At 62.5% G+C, this 17,373-nt stretch carries 13 protein-coding genes; 10 read left to right on the top strand and 3 right to left on the bottom strand.

Annotated features, from left to right (window positions below; all coding sequences use genetic code 11):
• Positions 1–387 precede the first annotated feature (387 nt).
• Positions 388–2,046 (top strand): arylsulfatase, encoded by a 1,659-nt coding sequence (locus tag AC1D1M_RS28155; RefSeq protein ID WP_477778204.1) that lies wholly within the window; start codon positions 388–390, stop codon positions 2,044–2,046.
• Between the two features lie 245 nt (positions 2,047–2,291).
• Here AC1D1M_RS28155 and AC1D1M_RS28150 read toward each other — a convergent pair whose 3' ends face one another.
• Entirely contained in the window at positions 2,292–3,242 is a 951-nt protein-coding gene (locus AC1D1M_RS28150) for a LysR family transcriptional regulator (protein ID WP_477778238.1), read from the bottom strand.
• A gap of 388 nt (positions 3,243–3,630) precedes the next feature.
• On the opposite strand from AC1D1M_RS28150, the gene AC1D1M_RS28145 reads away from it, so the two are divergent.
• The 9 genes from AC1D1M_RS28145 (at position 3,631) to AC1D1M_RS28105 (ending at position 14,492) form a co-directional block, all read left to right on the top strand.
• Positions 3,631–3,960, top strand: a complete 330-nt coding sequence (locus AC1D1M_RS28145; RefSeq protein ID WP_477778203.1) for a DUF485 domain-containing protein — start codon at positions 3,631–3,633, stop codon at positions 3,958–3,960.
• Positions 3,957–5,606, top strand: a complete 1,650-nt coding sequence (locus AC1D1M_RS28140; protein ID WP_477778202.1) for a cation acetate symporter — start codon at positions 3,957–3,959, stop codon at positions 5,604–5,606. The genes AC1D1M_RS28145 and AC1D1M_RS28140 overlap by 4 nt, the downstream gene beginning before the upstream one ends.
• Positions 5,607–5,779: 173 nt before the next feature.
• A complete protein-coding gene (locus tag AC1D1M_RS28135; protein ID WP_477778201.1) occupies positions 5,780–7,030 on the top strand; it encodes an OprD family porin in 1,251 nt (416 codons plus the stop codon).
• A 288-nt stretch (positions 7,031–7,318) separates the two neighbouring features.
• Positions 7,319–9,022 carry an AMP-binding protein gene (locus AC1D1M_RS28130; protein WP_477778200.1) on the top strand — a complete coding sequence of 568 codons (1,704 nt, stop codon included), beginning with the start codon at positions 7,319–7,321 and terminating at the stop codon, positions 9,020–9,022.
• Positions 9,023–9,125: 103 nt separating this feature from the next.
• Entirely contained in the window at positions 9,126–10,634 is a 1,509-nt protein-coding gene (locus AC1D1M_RS28125; protein ID WP_477778199.1) for a CoA-acylating methylmalonate-semialdehyde dehydrogenase, read from the top strand.
• Between the two features lie 89 nt (positions 10,635–10,723).
• Entirely contained in the window at positions 10,724–11,614 is an 891-nt protein-coding gene (gene mmsB / locus AC1D1M_RS28120) for a 3-hydroxyisobutyrate dehydrogenase (protein WP_477778198.1), read from the top strand.
• A 2-nt stretch (positions 11,615–11,616) separates the two neighbouring features.
• Positions 11,617–12,729, top strand: a complete 1,113-nt coding sequence (locus tag AC1D1M_RS28115; protein WP_477778197.1) for an enoyl-CoA hydratase/isomerase family protein — start codon at positions 11,617–11,619, stop codon at positions 12,727–12,729.
• A complete protein-coding gene (locus tag AC1D1M_RS28110) occupies positions 12,638–13,762 on the top strand; it encodes an acyl-CoA dehydrogenase family protein (RefSeq protein ID WP_477778237.1) in 1,125 nt (374 codons plus the stop codon). Before AC1D1M_RS28115 ends, AC1D1M_RS28110 begins: the two co-directional genes overlap by 92 nt.
• 52 nt (positions 13,763–13,814) lie before the next feature.
• Positions 13,815–14,492: a TetR/AcrR family transcriptional regulator gene (locus AC1D1M_RS28105; protein WP_477778196.1), complete on the top strand. Its 678-nt coding sequence runs from the start codon at positions 13,815–13,817 to the stop codon at positions 14,490–14,492.
• On the opposite strand, the gene AC1D1M_RS28100 is transcribed toward AC1D1M_RS28105, so the two are convergent.
• Together AC1D1M_RS28100 and AC1D1M_RS28095 are read right to left on the bottom strand one after the other, a co-directional pair.
• On the bottom strand, positions 14,474–15,430 hold the full coding sequence (locus AC1D1M_RS28100) for a LysR family transcriptional regulator (protein ID WP_477778195.1): 957 nt from the start codon (positions 15,428–15,430) through the stop codon (positions 14,474–14,476). The genes AC1D1M_RS28105 and AC1D1M_RS28100 overlap by 19 nt on opposite strands.
• An 85-nt stretch (positions 15,431–15,515) precedes the next feature.
• Entirely contained in the window at positions 15,516–17,288 is a 1,773-nt protein-coding gene (locus tag AC1D1M_RS28095; protein WP_477778194.1) for an acyl-CoA dehydrogenase C-terminal domain-containing protein, read from the bottom strand.
• Positions 17,289–17,373: the final 85 nt, after the last annotated feature.

The following is a 17,373-nucleotide window of genomic DNA, read 5'->3' as shown; positions in this document are numbered from 1 at the left end:
GGCTTCGAGAACAGCCAATCGTGATCAGCAGCCAAAAAGCGGACAGTCAGAAATTAACTCTGGAGGTCCGCCAAAGACCGCTATGGGGCGTCTGCAGCCTGTCGCAACAGGTAGTAAACGGCCAGGAGCAGTCAGTCGTTACGGGTAGCGACGTTATCTACCAACAACGTTGAAATTCCTCATCAGCAACGCGCGCAATGAAAATAACCGTACTAGGCTATTGCGGGCGCCTTGAGTAGTAACGGGAGTTCTATCGCTGGGTTAGTTGACCCCCTTGAACTGTCCATGGGCAGGGTTGGGGGGATAACACACCAGGATTCTGGTCGTTGCGAACTCGATGTTTGAGTAGCAGCAACAAGGATCGACACTCGATAAAGGAAAGCCACTATGAAAAGGCTCCCACATCGCTCCAGGTTCTACGTTGCCTGTTCGTTACTGTTAGCGCTCAACAGTCTTGCCCAAGCCGCACAAACAGAAAAAACCAATATCCTGTTTATCGTCTCCGACGACACCGGTTATGGCGACCTCGGCCCCTACGGCGGTGGGGTCGGTCGAGGCATGCCTACGCCCAGCATCGATGAGCTGGCAGCAGAGGGCGTCACTTTTTACTCTTTTTATGCGCAACCAAGCTGCACACCTGGCCGGGCAGCCATGCAAACCGGGCGCATCCCCAATCGTAGCGGCATGACGACCGTGGCCTTCCAGGGCCAGGGCGGTGGCTTGCCGGCCGCCGAATGGACGCTGGCCTCGGTGCTGAAGACCGGTGGCTACGACACCTATTTCACCGGTAAATGGCATTTGGGTGAAGCCGACTATGCCCTTCCCAATGCGCAAGGTTATGACGTGATGAAATACGTCGGCCTGTATCACCTCAATGCCTACACCTACGCCGATCCAGAATGGTTCCCCGACATGGATCCGGAAACCCGCGCGATGTTTACCAAGGTGACCAAAGGCGCATTATCCGGCAAGGCGGGCGAAAAACCGGTCGAAGAATTCAAAGTCAACGGTCAGTACGTGGACACGCCAGTCGTAGATGGCAAACCCGGCGTGGTCGGCATTCCGTTCTTTGACAACTATGTCGAAAAAGCCGCGCTGGAGTTTCTCGACACTGCGGCCAAATCGGACAAGCCGTTTTTCATCAACGTCAACTTCATGAAAGTGCACCAGCCGAACATGCCAGCACCGGAGTTCATTCATAAGTCCATGTCCAAGTCCAAGTACGCCGACTCTGTCGTCGAACTCGATACTCACATCGGCCGCATTATGGACAAGCTCAAGGCGCTCGGGCTGGATAAGAACACGCTGGTGGTTTACACCACGGACAACGGGGCCTGGCAGGATGTTTATCCGGATGCCGGCTACACCCCATTTCGCGGGACCAAGGGTACAGTGCGTGAGGGCGGTAATCGGGTACCAGCCATTGCCGTCTGGCCAGACAAGATCAAGCCGGACACGAAAAATCACGAGATTCTCGGTGGCCTGGATTTGATGGCGACGTTCGCCTCTGTGGCTGGCGTGAAGTTGCCCGAGAAAGATCGCGAGGGTCAGCCAATCATCTTCGACAGCTATGATATGACGCCAGTACTCACTGGCAACGGCCCTTCGCCGCGCAAGGAGTGGTTCTATTTCACCGAGAACGAATTGTCCCCGGGTGCGGCCCGTGTCGGAAACTATAAGGCCGTGTTCAACCTGCGCGGCGATGATGGCGCGGCAACCGGTGGTCTGGCCGTGGACACTAACCTAGGATGGAAAGGCGCAGTAAAATACGTGGCCACCGTGCCGCAAGTCTTTGACTTGTGGCAGGACCCGCAAGAGCGCTATGACCTGTTCATGAACAACTTTACCGAGCGTACCTGGACCATGGTGCCGATCAGTCAGGCGATCGGCAAGCTCATGCAGACCTACATCAAATACCCTCCACGCAAGATGCAAAGCATGACCTATGACGGGCCGATCGAACTGTCCAAATACCAGAAATTCCAGTCGGTTCGAGAAGAATTGCAGAAAGAGGGGATTCACCTGCCGATGCCAGCTGGTAACTAGTTAATCAGGCAATGAACGGCGGCCTTATCAGAGGTCGCCACTTTGCGAGCTGACGTCATCTGCTTAGCTTTCAACGTAATGGCTAACCAGTGCGCTTTCTAGAAACTCAGGACTTAAAACATGACTTAGCGTTTTCTGAGTGTCTGCAATGGGTTGTGGATTCAACCGGTCAGGTGTGATCGGCTGTTTTCAAGTCTTTTCGCCAACCAGTACTTCGCTTTACTTCTGGCTGCACAACTCGCCCCTCAGGGTGACGGTAGATAGCTCATCACACGTGACTCGCCCATCAGTAACGGACGATTCAGTTCCGCGCTGGCGCGCAGGTACTCGGCCACCAGGGTGACCCGCTTCAGCTTGCGCAGATCTTCGCTGTAGTACATCCAGAACTGTCGCGTGACCTCCACTTCATCCGGCAGCACTTCGCACAAGCGGGGATCGGGGCCGGCAAGGAAGCAAGGCAGGATGGCCAGCGCCCGTCCTTCCAGGGCTGCGTGGTAATGGGCCACCACGCTGGTGCTGCGCAGACGGCTGTTGGCGCCGGGCATCAGGTCGTTCAGGTAGAGCAGCTTGAAGCTGAAGGCCAGGTCTTCGACGTAGGTCACGAACGGGTGGCCGGCCAGGTCCTCGCGACAGCCGATCGGCGGATGATTGGCCAGATACTCCGGCGTCGCATACAGGCGCAGGCGGTAGTCGCACAATCGCGAGCACACATAGGGACCGCGCTCGGGCCGTTCCAGGGTGATGGCGATGTCCGCCTCGCGCCGTGACAGGTTGATGAAGTGCGGGACCGGCAAAATATCCGCCGAGATATTCGGGTAGTGCTCGAGGAAGTGGCTCATCTGCGCAGTGATGAAACAGGTCCCGAAGGCTTCGGTACAGCCGATACGCAGGTGCCCGGAGAGTCCCCCGGTGGTGCCGAAAACCTGCTCGCAGGCTACCAGCAGCGTACTTTCCAGGGATTCGGCGTGGCCGACCAGACGCTGCCCCTCCACGGTCAGGACGAAGCCTGCGGTTCGCGATTTCTCGAACAACAGAGCGCCCAGGCACTGCTCCAGGGCGCGGATGCGCCGCGACACCGTGGTGTAGTCCACTCCCAGGCGGCGCGCCGCACCGCTGGCGGTGCGGGCACGGGCGACCTCGAGGAAGAAACGCATGTCGTCCCAGTTCAGCGGATTCTGCGTTGTGCTTTTTTGCATATCCATCGGGCTTTTCTGCCAATACATATGGGAAATATGCACTTATATACTCGCATCTCACCCAGCTTGGCCAGCGTCGTTTTCAGGCCAGGAAAGCCCCCCACCCCAATAATAAATATCGAGGGCTGACAGCATGAACGCATGGATAAACACCGGCTTTCACGCCGGACACAAGCAGCTGCGCAACAGCGCAATCGCGGCCACGATTCTCGTCTGCCGTTGGCCCGCCCTCCTGCACCGCCCTCTCTCCACCGCAAGGTCATCCGGGCGGCAGTAACTCCAGCACATCAGCATTCAGGTGGCGTCCCGCATCGGGTCGCTACCCGGGTACCCGTACGCCCCTCAAAAGGCCGAACAACAAAAACAACTAGAAATGCGGAGCCTCACCATGACGACTGACCATCCGACCCACGTCCAGACCTGTGCTCTGGTCAGGGCCAACCCCAAGTTCCAGCGCCTGGCGCGCCAGCGTGCACTGCTGGCCTGGTCACTGAGCGGCGCGGTCCTGGCGATCTACTACAGCTTCATCATGGTGGTGGCTTTCGCCCCTGCCTGGCTGCACCTGCCGCTGTACGACGGCAGCCACCTCAGCCTCGGCATGCCAATCGGCGTGACGATCATCCTGTTGTCCTGGCTGCTCACCGCCTGGTACGTGCACAGAGCCAACACCCGCTTCGACGTACTCAGCTCGCAGATCCTCCAGGAGTCCCGCGCATGAAACGCCTGTCCGCCCTTCTCGCCCTCAGCCCTGTGCTGGCCCATGCCGAGCCCATCATTGCGCAGAAGCAACCGCTCAACCTGCACGCCATCGGCATGTTTTTCGTCTTCGTCCTCGCCACCCTGCTGATCACCTGGTGGGCGGCACGACGCACCCGCTCCGCCGCCGATTTCTACAGCGCCGGTGGCGGTATCACCGGCTTCCAGAATGGCCTGGCCATCGCCGGTGACTACATGTCGGCGGCAACTCTGCTGGGCCTGTCGAGCCTGGTTTTCGCCAAGGGCTACGACGGCTTCGTCTACATCATCGGCTTCTTCGTCGGCTGGCCCATCGTCACCTTCCTGATGGCCGAGCGCTTGCGCAACCTGGGGCGCTACACCTTCGCGGACATCGTCTCCTACCGCCTCGATCAAACCCGCGTGCGCAGCTTCGCCGCCCTTGGATCGCTGACCGTGGTGTGCTGCTATCTGGTGGTGCAGATGGTCGGTGCCGGTCAACTGATCAAACTGCTGTTCGGTCTCGACTACCGCACGGCGGTGGTGGTAGTCGGACTGCTGATGCTGGTCTATGTGATCTTCGGCGGCATGCTCGCCACCACCTGGGTGCAGATCACCAAGGCGGTCCTGCTCCTGGCGGGCGGCACTACCCTGGTGCTGATGGCCCTGAGTCGCTTCGACTTCAGCTTCGAGACACTGGCCGCCCAGGCTGTGGCCGTGCATGCCAGCGGCGTGCAGATCATGGGCCCGGGCACCTTGCTGGCCGACCCGATCAACGCGGTGTCCTTGTCCCTCGGTCTGGTCTTCGGCATTGCCGGCCTGCCGCACATCCTGATGCGCTTCTTCACTGTGCCCAATGCCAAGGAGGCGCGTAAATCGGTGCTGTTCGCCACTGTGTTCATCGGTTTCTTCTTCCTGGTGGTCTGCGTCCTGGGCTATACCGCGATCGTCATCGTCGGCACAGATCCGCAGTACTACGTCGACGGCAAGCTCGGCGGAGCCATGATCGGCGGCGGCAACATGGTCGCCATGCACCTGGCCAAGGCGGTGGGCGGCAACCTGTTTCTCGGTTTCCTCTCTGCCGTGGCTTTCGCCACCATCCTTGCAGTGGTGGCCGGCCTGGCCCTGGCCGGTGCCTCGGCCATCTCCCATGACCTTTACGCTTCGGTATTGAAGAAGGGCTGCGCCGACGAGAAAAAGGAAATGCGCGTGTCGCGCATCGCCACCGTCTGCCTGGGCATCGTTGCGATTTCCCTCGGCATTCTGTTCGAAGGCCAGAACATCGCCTTCCTGGTCGGCCTGACGTTCGGCATCGCCGCCTCGGCGAATTTCCCGGTACTGATCATGGCCATGTACTGGGGTGGTCTGACCACCCGCGGCGCCCTCTACGGCGGCCTGACCGGCCTGGTCAGCGCCCTGGCCCTGGTGATCGGCTCGCCGTCGGTGTGGGTCGGTGTACTGGGTCATGCCCAGGCGCTATTTCCTTACGACCAGCCGGCGCTGTTCTCCATGCCACTGGCCTTCCTGGTCATAGTGGTCGCTTCCAGGCTTGACCGCAGCGAACGCGCCGACCGCGAACGCGCCGCCTATGCCGACCAGTTCGTCCGTGCCCAGACCGGCCTTGGAGCTGCCATGGCCAGCAGTCACTGACGCTGCTTTTTCCGGGGTTGACGCCCCGAGCGCGAGTCCGCTCCTTTGCTTCGCGCTTTTTTACGCCCGCCCTGCGCCGCTCGGCGCAGGGCACCCCAACAGCGCCCTTCCCTCACCAACTGCAAACTGCGTGGGAGCGGCTCGTCGACAACAAAAACAACAAAAGGCATCCAATGAAACCCACCACCCTCACCCTGTTCCTGGCCGGCAGCGGCCTCGCCGCACAGGCTCACGCCGACTTCCTGGCAGACAGCACGGCCAGACTGGAAACGCGCAACTTCTACTTCAACCGCGACTTCCGTCAGGCAAATGCCGCTCAGTCCAAGCAAGAAGAATGGGCCCAGGGTTTCCTGCTGCGCTACGAATCCGGCTATACCGACGGCATGATCGGCGTCGGTATCGACGCTCTTGGCCAGCTCGGCGTCAAGCTCGATTCCAGCCCCGATCGCGCCGGCTCCGGCCTGCTCAAACGCGATAACGAGCCGCCCAAGCGCGCCAAGGACGAGTATGGCGAACTCGGCCTGACGGCCAAGTTCAAAGCGTCCAATAGCGTGCTCAAGCTCGGCACCCTGACCCCGAAGTTGCCGGTGCTGCTGGCCAATGACTCGCGCCTGTTGCCGCAAACATTTCGCGGTGGCCAGTTGAACGTTCAGGAGATCAAAGGCCTGAGCTTCGATGCGGGGCGCGTGGATCGGGTCAACCAGCGCGACTCCTCGGACTACGAGAAAATGGCCATCACCACCACCGGCGCCAAGGGTATTGTCAGTGGCCAGGCCCGCAGCGACGCCTTCAATTTCGCCGGCCTTGCCTACCAGTGGAACGACCGGCTGAACACGGGCTACAACTACGGCGGCCTGGACGACTTCTACCACCAGCACCAGTTCAGTCTGGTCCACGTACTGCCGCTGGGCGCAGGCCAGACGTTCAAGAGCGACCTGCGCTACGCCCGCTCCACCGACGATGGCAACAGCAACATTGACAACAACGCCTTCGGCGCCATGTTCACCTATGCCCTCGGCGGCCATGCCTTCGGTCTCGGCTACCAACGCATGAGCGGCGACACCGGCTTTGCCTACGTCAATGGCAGCGACGCCTACCTGGTCAACTTCGTGCAGATCAACGACTTCGCCAACAAGGACGAGCGTTCCTGGCAGGCGCGCTACGACTACAACTTCGCGGCACTCGGCATTCCCGGCCTGACCTTCATGACCCGCTACCTGTCCGGCGACAGCATCGACCTTGGCGTCGGCAAGCCCGACGGCCACGAATGGGAGCGCGACACCGACATCGGTTACGTGGTGCAGAGTGGCCCGCTGAAAAACCTCGGTCTGAAGTGGCGCAACGCCACGGTGCGCACCGCTCACTTCGGTAACGATCTCAACGAGAACCGCCTGATCCTCAGCTATACCCTGGCGCTCTGGTAAGTACCCGCACAAGGCGGGCGCTGTTTGCATCGCTTGACGGTGCGGGCAGCGCCCGCCTTATGCATTTCTGGCGCATCAGGGATGCCGCAAGCCTGTGCTTTTTTGCACAACGCACGGGACTTTTTGAGCATTCTTATTTGATTTATGCCTGCCTATACTCGATTCAACCGCCTGGTCATGAACCAGGTCAGTCCCAATAAAAATAAACAGGGCACCCACCGTGAAGCCATTCTTGCTTGCCGTCGTCTCCCCACTTTCAGGTACCCGCGCGTGTCTCGGGAGACTCCAATGAACAACAACTGCCAACCCTTCCTGGCCGCTCGTGACTTCCTGCTGGCCCACCGTACCGACTACGCCACCGCCGTGCGTGACTTCCGCTGGCCGCAGCTGAGCGAATTCAATTGGGCGCTGGATTACTTTGACTCCATGGCCGAGGGCAACCAGGCCAATGCCCTGTGGATCGTCGAAGAGGACGGCAGCGAACAACGCTACAGCTTCCAGCAACTGGCAGCGCGTTCCAACCAGGTGGCCAATCACCTGCGTGCCCTCGGCGTGCGCCGCGGCGAACGCATCCTGCTGATGCTCGGTAACGATGTCGCCCTGTGGGAAACCATGCTGGCCGCCTTCAAGCTCGGCGCCGTCGTTATTCCCGCCACCGCCCTGCTGACCCCCGAAGACCTGCGCGACCGCATCGAGCGTGGCCATGTTTCCCACCTGGTGGTCGGTAGCGCCCATGTCGACAAGTTCGCCGGGCTGGGTGAAGGCTGCAGCCGCATCTGCGTCGGTCCGTCCCCCGCCGGCTGGATCCCGCACAGCGCCGCCAGCGATCATTCCGAGCAGTTCGAAGCAGAGGGTCGCACGCTGGCCACCGACCCGATGCTGCTGTACTTCACCTCCGGCACCACCTCCAAGCCGAAGATGGTGCTGCACAGTCACCAGAGTTACCCGGTCGGCCACCTCTCAACCATGTACTGGATTGGCCTGCAGCCGGGCGACCTGCACCTGAACATTTCGTCCCCGGGCTGGGCCAAGCACGCCTGGAGTTGCCTCTTCGCACCGTGGAATGCCGGCGCCTGCATCTTTATCCACAACGCCGCACGCTTCAGCGCGCCAGCCCTGCTCGGCGTGCTGGAACGCTACGGCGTCACCAGCCTGTGCGCGCCGCCGACCGTGTGGCGAATGCTGATCCAGGAAGACCTGGCCAGTTACAAGACTCGCCTGCGCCTGCGCGAACTGGTGGGCGCCGGTGAGCCGCTCAACCCGGAGATCATCGAGCAGATCTTGCATGCCTGGGGCCTGTTGCTGCGCGACGGCTTCGGCCAGTCGGAAACCACCGCACTGGTCGGCAACACGCCCGGTCAGCGGCTCAAACCGGGGTCCATGGGCCGTCCGCTGCCGGGCTACCGGGTGACCATGCTCGATCCTGATGGCGTGCCGGGTAACGAAGGCGAAGTGGCCCTGCCACTGGACGTACGTCCACTCGGCCTGATGCTGTGCTACGAGGACAGCCCGGAAAAGACCGCCGAAGTGATGCGTGACGGCTACTACCGCACTGGCGACACCGCACAGATCGACGAAGAGGGCTACATCACTTTTGTCGGCCGTGCCGATGACGTGTTCAAGGCCTCCGACTACCGCATCAGCCCCTTCGAGCTGGAAAGCGCGCTGATCGAGCACCCGGCGGTGATGGAAGTGGCCGTGGTGCCAAGCCCCGACCCGGTGCGCCTGGCAGTGCCCAAGGCCTATCTGATCCTGGCCCATGAAGCCCAGGGCAGCCACGAACTGGCCGGCAGCATCTTCGCGTTCGCCCGGGAGCACCTTGCGCCCTACAAGCGGGTACGGCGCATCGAATTTGTCAGCGAGTTGCCCAAGACCATCTCCGGGAAGATCCGCCGGGTGGAACTGCGGCAAATGGAAATGCAGCGCCGCCAGGGCGACGCACGTGGCCCGCAGGAATACTTCGAAGAAGACTTCCCGCAACTCAAAGGCTGAACCCCGGGCCGGCTCGCCGGCCCTCCCGAATCCAAACCCGACCGCTCGGCCAACCACGCCGAGGGGCCTCATTCGACCTAAAGAAAGCAGGCAGGACCCGTAAATGACCTCTTCCATCGTTCCCAGCGTCAAGCTTCTCATCAACGGCGAATTCGTCGAATCGCGCAGCACCCAGTGGCGCGACGTGGTCAACCCGGCCACCCAGGAAGTTCTGGCCCGCGTCCCCTTCGCCACCGCCGAGGAAATGAACGCCGCCGTTGCCAGCGCCAAGCAAGCCTTCAAGACCTGGCGCAAGACCCCGATCGGTGCCCGTGCTCGTGTCTTCCTCAAGTACCAGCAGCTGATCCGCGAGAACATCAAGGAACTGGCCGCCCTGCTCACCGCCGAGCAAGGCAAGACCCTGCCTGATGCCGAAGGTGACGTGTTCCGCGGCCTGGAAGTGGTCGAGCACGCCGCCAGCATCGGCAATTTGCAGATGGGCGAATTGGCCAACAACGTGGCCAACGGCGTCGACACCTACACCCTGCTGCAACCGCTGGGCGTGTGCGCCGGCATCACCCCGTTCAACTTCCCGGCGATGATCCCGCTGTGGATGTTTCCGATGGCCATTGCCACCGGCAACACCTTCGTTCTCAAGCCGTCCGAGCAGGACCCGCTGGTGACCATGCGCCTGGTGGAACTGGCGCTGGAGGCCGGGGTACCCAAGGGCGTGCTCAACGTCATCCACGGCGGCGTCGACGCGGTGAACCTGATCTGCGATCACCCGGACATCAAGGCCGTGTCCTTCGTCGGCTCGACCAAGGTCGGCACCCACGTCTACAACCGCGCCACCCAGAACGGCAAGCGCGCGCAATGCATGATGGGCGCGAAGAACCATGCCATCGTCCTGCCCGATGCCAACCGGCAGCAGACCCTGAACAACCTGCTGGGCGCCTCCTTCGGCGCCGCCGGCCAGCGCTGCATGGCCCTGCCAGTGGTGATCCTCGTGGGTGAAGCGCAGACCTGGCTGCCGGACCTGATCGAACGAACCAAGACCCTCAAGATCAATGGCGGCACCGAGCCGGGCACCGACATCGGCCCGGTGATTTCCTGCGCCGCCCTGGAGCGCGTCAACGGTCTGATCGCCAGTGGCATCGAAGAAGGCGCCAGGCTCGAACTGGATGGGCGCAACCCGAGCGTGCCGGGCTACCAGGATGGCAACTTCGTCGGCCCGACCATTTTCTCCGGCGTCACCACGCAAATGTCCGTGTACCGCGAAGAGATCTTCGGCCCGGTGCTGTGCGTCATGCACGCCGCCAACCTGGACGAGGCGATCGAGATCATCAACGCCAACCCGAACGGCAACGGCACTGCCCTGTTCACCCGCTCCGGCGCTGCCGCGCGTCACTTCCAGGAAGAGATCGACGTCGGCCAGGTAGGCATCAACGTGCCAATCCCGGTACCGGTCCCGCTGTTCTCCTTCTCTGGTTCGCGCGCCTCCAAGCTGGGCGACCTGGGCCCCTACGGCAAGCAAGTGGTGACCTTCTACACCCAGACCAAGACGATCACCCAGCGTTGGTTCGACGAGGACGACACCGGCGGCGCGGTGAACACCACCATCACCCTGAAATGACCTTTGCCGGCCGGCGCATGGCGTCGGCCGACGACAAGCGCGCGCAGGATTTCCTGCGCCACTGCCCCCTATCGTAAAAGGTAGCCAACATGCATATCGGATTTCTCGGCCTCGGTAACATGGGCGGCCCAATGGCCCGCAACCTGCTCAAGGCCGGCCACAGCCTGACCGTCTTTGATCCCTTCCCCCAGGCGGTCGCCGCTCTGGTGGAGGCCGGCGCCAGCGCCGCCGACTCCCCCGCCGCCGTGGCCAAGGCCAGGGTTGAGGTGATCATCACCATGCTGCCGACCGCCGACCACGTGAAGCAGGTCTATCGCGGCAAGGACGGCCTGCTGGCCAATATTGGTCCAGGCGTGTTGTTGATCGACAGTTCGACCATCGACCCGCTGAGCACCCGCGAGGTGGCCAAATACGCCCTTGCCCAAGGCAACCCGATGCTCGACGCGCCGGTATCCGGCGGCACCGGCGGCGCGGCGGCAGGCACCCTGACCTTTATGGTCGGCGGCCCGGACAGTGTGTTCGACCAGGCCCTGCCGATCCTCTCGGCCATGGGCAAGAACATCGTGCACTGCGGCGCCGCAGGCAACGGCCAGGTGGCCAAGATCGCCAACAACATGCTGCTCGGCATCTCCATGGTCGGCGTCGCCGAAGCCATGGCCTTGGGTGTGGCCCTGGGCATGGACGCCAAGGTGCTGGCCGGGATCATCAATACCTCCAGCGGTCGCTGCTGGAGCTCGGAGATCAACAATCCGTTCCCGGGTGTACTGGAAAACGCTCCGGCTTCGCGCGGCTACAGCGGCGGATTTGGCAGCGACCTGATGCTCAAGGATCTGGGCCTGGCCACCGAAGCGGCCAGGCATGCGCGTCAACCGGTCGCGCTCGGGGCTGTAGCCCAGCAGCTGTACCAGACCTTCAGCCTGCAAGGTAACGGCGGCCTGGACTTCTCCGCCATCATCAAACTGTTCCGCGGGGAAGCCTGAGCATGAGCGAGCAGCAAGCCTCGGTGCTGGCCAGCGTACGCAACCGCGTCGGCCACCTGACACTGAATCGGCCAAGCGCGTTGAACACCCTGGACCTGCCCATGGTGCGCCTGCTCTGCCGGCATCTGTGGGCTTGGGAGCAGAACCCGGAGATCGTCGCCGTGACCATTCGCGGCGCCGGTGAAAAGGCCTTCTGCGCCGGTGGCGATATCCGCATGCTGTACGACAGCTACAAGGCCGGCGATAACCAGCATGAGCTGTTCCTCGAGGAGGAGTACGCCCTCGACGAGTACCTGCATGGCTACACCAAGCCAGTGCTGGCACTGCTGGATGGTTTCGTCCTCGGTGGCGGCATGGGCCTGGCCCAGGCCGCCTCGCTGCGGGTGATTACCGAGCGCACACGGATGGGCATGCCGGAAGTCGGCATCGGGTTTTTCCCCGATGTCGGTGGCAGCTATTTCCTGCCGCGCCTGCCGGGTGAACTGGGAACCTATCTGGGGCTCACCGGCTGCCAGGTGCGTGCCGCCGATGCCCTCTATGCGAACCTTGCCGACTACTACCTGCCCAGCGAACGGCTGGCCGAGCTGGATGCCTGTCTCGACCACCTGAACTGGACCGCAGCGCCCGATGAAGACTTGCAGGACCTGCTCGCCGACATGGCCGCCGAGCGTCTTGCCGGGTCCGAGCTCAAGGCCTGTCGCCAGGCGATCGACGAGTATTTCGCCTTGCCCGATGTCCCGGCCATTCACGCCGCGCTGCAGCGCGAACAACGCCCCGAGCTGCAAGACTGGGCCGAGCAGACGGTGAAGCTGCTCGACAGCCGCTCGCCGCTGGCGATGGCTGCGACGCTTGAGTTGTTGCGTCGTGGTCGTTACCTGAGCCTGGCCGAGTGCTTCGCCCTTGAGTTGCACCTGGACTACCAGTGGTTCGACAAGAGCGACCTGATGGAAGGTGTGCGCGCCCTGATCATCGACAAGGACAAGTGCCCACGCTGGAACCCGCCAACCCTGGCAGAGCTGGTACCTGCCCGGGTGCAGGCCTTCTTCAACGACTTTCGCCCGCAGCGAAGTCGCGCCGCATGCCCAAGTCTGGGAGAAGGCTGGCTGGATCGATGACGCGGTGGTGACGCAGATGGGCGAGCTGGGCCTGCTGGGCATGGTCGTACCGGACACCTGGGGCGGCAGCTATACCGACTATGTGGCCTACGCCCTGGCCGTTGAAGAAATCTCGGCCGGCGACGGTGCCCTCGGCGCGCTGATGAGCATCCACAATTCGGTGGGCTGCGGCCCCCTGCTGAAATACGGCACCCCCGCGCAGCAGGACAGTTGGCTGCCACTTCTGGTCAGTGGCCAAGCGATCGGCTGCTTCTGCCTGACCGAGCCACAGGCCGGCTCCGAAGCGCACAACCTGCGTACCCGTGCCGAACTGCGCGACGGCCAATGGGTACTCAATGGCGCCAAGCAGTTCGTCAGCAACGGCAAGCGCGCCAGGCTGGCCATTGTCTTCGCCGTCACCGATGCGCAACTGGGCAAAAAGGGGCTGTCAGCCTTCCTGGTACCCACCGACAACCCCGGGTTCGTGGTCGACCGCAGCGAACACAAGATGGGCATCAAGGCCTCCGATACCTGCGCGGTGACCCTGAACGACTGCACCATCCCCGAGGCCAGCCTGCTGGGTGAACGCGGCAAAGGCCTGGCCATTGCCCTGTCCAACCTGGAAGGCGGCCGCATCGGCATCGCCGCCCAGGCCCTGGGTATCGCCCGCGCCGCCTTCGAGGCTGCCCTGGGCTATGCCCGTGAACGCGTCCAGTTCGGCAAGCCGATCATCGAGCACCAGAGCGTGTCCAACCTGCTCGCCGACATGCACACCCGGCTCAACGCCAGCCGCCTGATGGTCCTGCATGCGGCGCGCCTGAAAAGCGCCGGTCAAGCGTGCCTGTCCGAAGCCTCCCAGGCCAAGCTGTTCGCCTCGGAAATGGCCGAACGCGTGTGCTCCAGCGCCATGCAGATCCATGGCGGCTACGGTTACCTGGAAGACTACCCGGTGGAGCGCTACTACCGCGATGCGCGCATCACCCAGATCTACGAAGGCACCAGCGAGGTCCAGCGCCTGCTGATCGCCCGCGAACTGAGCCACTACGCGCTCTGACCCCCTCCAGCCGGACGCGACTGCCGCGTCCGGTATTGGGACAGTTTCGCGTATGAGGTGGATGAGCAAAATGCAGCCCTCCAAATCCCTATTTGCGGTGCCTGTCGACGACGCGCGCAACACGCGCTACCTGGAAACGCGGCACAAGGCGGTCGAGTTGTTCGCCAGGCATGGTTTCAGCCGGGTCAGCATGCGCGACCTGGCCACTTGTCTGGGGATCACCGCCGGCTCTATCTATAACCACATCGATAGCAAAGAGGCACTGCTGTTTGAACTGATCGAGGAGCTCTACGAAGCGTTGCTTGACGGCGCCAGCCTGTTGACCCGGCGCAAATCCGCACCCACTGTACGACTGCACGGCCTGCTTGAGGCGCACCTGCGGCTCCACGAGCGTATGGCCGCGCATTTCCGCCTGGCTGAGTACGACCTCCATTGTTTGAGCTGCGAACAGCAAGCCTCGATTCTGACCCTGCGCCGACGCTACGAAGAGCATCTGCTGGAGGCCATAGAGCAACTCACCGGTAAACCGGCTGGCGCGACTTTGCGCGCGACCATGAGCGGTATCGTTTCCCTGCTCAATCAACTACCGGCCTGGGTTGGGCAGCCCAGGGCCGGCATTGGAGCACGCCGCAAGCTGCTGCATGAGATGGTGATGAGTACTCTGCAGGGTGCATTGCGGGCAACCGAGGCCGCAGACCTGGCGGCAGTCGTTCACGGCGACGGCAGATAGGCCATCTGGTGCGACTCGCCCATCAGCAGCGGACGATTGAGCTGCGCGCAGGTGCGCAGGTAGTCGGCCACCAGGGTAATCCTCTTGAGGTTGCGCAGGTCCTCACAGTAGTACATCCAGAACTGTCGAGTGACCTCCACGTCCCCCGGCAGCACTTCGCACAGGCGCGGGTCGGGACTGGCGAGGAAGCAAGGCAGGATCGCCAGCGCGCGCCCTTCCAGCGCCGCATGGTACTGGGCGACCACGCTGGTGCTGCGCAGGCGGCTGCGCGCGCCGAGCATCAGGTCGTTCAGGTAGAGCAGCTTGAAGCTGAAGGCCAGGTCATCGACGTAGGTCACGAACGGGTGACCGGCCAGGTCCTCGCGACAGCCGATCGGCGGATGACTGGCCAGGTACTCCGGCGTCGCATACACACGCAGGCGGTAATCGCACAGCCGCGAGCACACGTACGGACCGCGCTCGGGCCGTTCCAGGGTGATGGCGATGTCCGCCTCGCGCCGTGACAGGTTGACGAAGTGCGGGACCGGCAAAATGTCCGCCGAGATATTCGGGTAGTGCTCAAGGAAGTGGCTCATCTGCGCGGTGATGAAACAGGAGCCGAAGGCTTCGGTACAGCCGATGCGCAGGTGCCCGGCGAGCCCTCCGGTGGTGCCGAAAACCTGCTCGCAGGCTACCAGCAGCGTACTTTCCAGGGTTTCGGCGTGGCAGACCAGTCGCTGCCCCTCCACGGTCAGGACGAAGCCTGCGGTTCGCGATTTCTCGAACAACATGGCGCCCAGGCTCTGCTCCAGAGCGCGGATGCGTCGCGCTACCGTGGTGTAGTCCACCCCCAGGCGGCGGGCTGCACCGCTGGCGGTGCGGGCACGGGCAACCTCGAGAAAGAAGCGCATGTCGTCCCAATTCAAGTGACCTTGCGTTGTACTTGTTTGCATATTCATCAGGCTTTCCTGCCGTACTTTGAGAGGGCCAGTGAATAAAAAGCGCGGGCCTGGGAGTGGCAAGGCGCCGCGCAACGCTCAATCGTCAGAACTGTTCGTCGGCAAGGCCGTACAGTGGCGCACTGCCGGCGCGGATGCTGGCTTCCAGACTCAGGGTCCGTGGCAGCAGGCGGGCGAAGTAGAACTCGGCGGTAGCCAGTTTGGCTGCGTAGAACGGCGGGTCCTGGTCGCGCCTGGACCGGGCCACGGCGGCCATGCGCGACCACATGTAGGCGTACGCGACATAGCCGAACAGGTGCAGGTACTCCACGGAGGCGGCGCCGACTTCGTTGGAGTTGGCTTTGGCCCGCTCCAGCAGCCAGTTGCTGAGGCCCTCCAGGCGTTCCAGGGCCTGCAGCAGTTCGCTGCCATAGGCGCTCTCGTGGTGCAGGGCGAAGTGGCGGATTTCCCGAGCGAACAGGCGCAGCGCGACGCCATCGTTGGCCAGCACTTTGCGTCCGAGCAGGTCCAATGCCTGGATGCCATTGGTGCCTTCGTAGATCTGTGCAATGCGCACATCACGGACCAATTGTTCCTGGCCCCATTCGCGGATGTAGCCATGACCGCCGAAAACCTGCTGGCCATTGATGCAGCTTTCCAGGCCGGTGTCGGTAAAAAACGCCTTGGCCACTGGCGTCAGCAGCGCAACCAGGATCTGCGCGCTATCGCGTTCGCTGGCATCGTCGGAAAACTTCGACAGATCCAGTTGTTGCCCGACATAGCTGGCAAACGCGCGGCCGCCCTCGGTCATGGCTTTCATGCCGAGCAGCATGCGTCGCACATCCGGGTGCGCGATGATTGGGTCGGCCGGTTTGTCCGGGGCCAAGGCACCGGTGGGTGCCCGACCTTGAATGCGTTCGCGAGCGTAGGTGACGGCGCTCTGGTAGGACGCCTCGGCGCAGCCGATGCCCTGAATGCCGATGGACAGGCGTTCGTAATTCATCATGGTGAACATCGCCGCCAGGCCTTTATTCTCCTCACCGACCAGCCAGCCACTGGCGCCGTCGAAGTTCATTACGCAGGTGGCCGAGGCCTTGATGCCCATCTTGTGTTCGATCGAACCGCAACTCACGGCGTTGGCCTCGCCGAGAGAACCGTCGGCATTGACCAGGACTTTCGGCACGACAAACAGCGAAATGCCTTTCGGGCCAGCAGGCGCATTCGGTAGTTTGGCCAGTACCAGATGAACGATGTTCTCGGTCAGGTCCTGATCGCCCCCGGTGATGAAAATCTTGCTGCCGGTGATCCTGTAGCTGCCGTCAGCTTCAGGTTCGGCGCGGCTGCGGATGAGCCCCAGGTCGGTGCCGGCATGGGCCTCGGTCAGGCACATGGAGCCGGCCCAGCGGCCTTCATACATCGGTGGCAGATAGAGGTTTTTCAGGGCGTCGCTGGCGTGGGCGTCCAGCGCCAGGCAGGCACCGGAACTCAATGCCGAATACAGTGCAAAACTTGAGTTGGCGCCGTAGAGCATCTCTTCGAACTGCACGGCGAGCATTTTCGGCATGCCCATGCCACCGAACCCGGTGTTGCCGGACAGTCCCACCCAACCGCCTTCGATGTAAGTCGCGTAAGCCTGTTTGAAACCGATGGGGGTGGTGACTCGCCCCTCATGCCACTGCGCGCCCTCTTCGTCGCCGCTGCGATTGAGAGGCGCAATCAGGTGCGAGGTGACTTTTGCCGCCTCCTCGAGAATGGCATCTGCCGTATCGGTGTCGATGCTGTCGGCCAAGGCTGGCAGGCGTGCCCACATGGCCGGGGCATCGAACACTTCGTGCAGCACAAAGCGCATGTCGCGCAGCGGGGCTTTGAATTCGGGCATAACGGAAACCTCGTTGGGACGCTTGTGTCATGGGCAGGGCACAGCCGAATTCGGCCTGCACGAACCCGCGGCAGCAGGTCAGACA

Source organism: Pseudomonas sp. P1_F7, from assembly GCF_056405655.1.
Note: the sequence above shows the minus strand (reverse complement) of the source record. Positions and strands in the feature narration are given on the sequence as shown.

What these genes read in the sequence shown, in the direction of transcription:
- mmsB (WP_477778198.1), top strand. Translation starts at nt 10,724, where the DNA reads ATGCATATCGGATTTCTCGGCCTCGGTAACATGGGCGGCCCAATGGCC.
- AC1D1M_RS28135 (WP_477778201.1), top strand. Translation starts at nt 5,780, where the DNA reads ATGAAACCCACCACCCTCACCCTGTTCCTGGCCGGCAGCGGCCTCGCC.
- AC1D1M_RS28105 (WP_477778196.1), top strand. Translation starts at nt 13,815, where the DNA reads ATGAGGTGGATGAGCAAAATGCAGCCCTCCAAATCCCTATTTGCGGTG.
- AC1D1M_RS28145 (WP_477778203.1), top strand. Translation starts at nt 3,631, where the DNA reads ATGACGACTGACCATCCGACCCACGTCCAGACCTGTGCTCTGGTCAGG.
- AC1D1M_RS28100 (WP_477778195.1), bottom strand. Translation starts at nt 15,430, where the DNA reads ATGAATATGCAAACAAGTACAACGCAAGGTCACTTGAATTGGGACGAC.
- AC1D1M_RS28150 (WP_477778238.1), bottom strand. Translation starts at nt 3,242, where the DNA reads ATGCAAAAAAGCACAACGCAGAATCCGCTGAACTGGGACGACATGCGT.
- AC1D1M_RS28155 (WP_477778204.1), top strand. Translation starts at nt 388, where the DNA reads ATGAAAAGGCTCCCACATCGCTCCAGGTTCTACGTTGCCTGTTCGTTA.
- AC1D1M_RS28130 (WP_477778200.1), top strand. Translation starts at nt 7,319, where the DNA reads ATGAACAACAACTGCCAACCCTTCCTGGCCGCTCGTGACTTCCTGCTG.
- AC1D1M_RS28140 (WP_477778202.1), top strand. Translation starts at nt 3,957, where the DNA reads ATGAAACGCCTGTCCGCCCTTCTCGCCCTCAGCCCTGTGCTGGCCCAT.
- AC1D1M_RS28115 (WP_477778197.1), top strand. Translation starts at nt 11,617, where the DNA reads ATGAGCGAGCAGCAAGCCTCGGTGCTGGCCAGCGTACGCAACCGCGTC.
- AC1D1M_RS28095 (WP_477778194.1), bottom strand. Translation starts at nt 17,288, where the DNA reads ATGCCCGAATTCAAAGCCCCGCTGCGCGACATGCGCTTTGTGCTGCAC.
- AC1D1M_RS28125 (WP_477778199.1), top strand. Translation starts at nt 9,126, where the DNA reads ATGACCTCTTCCATCGTTCCCAGCGTCAAGCTTCTCATCAACGGCGAA.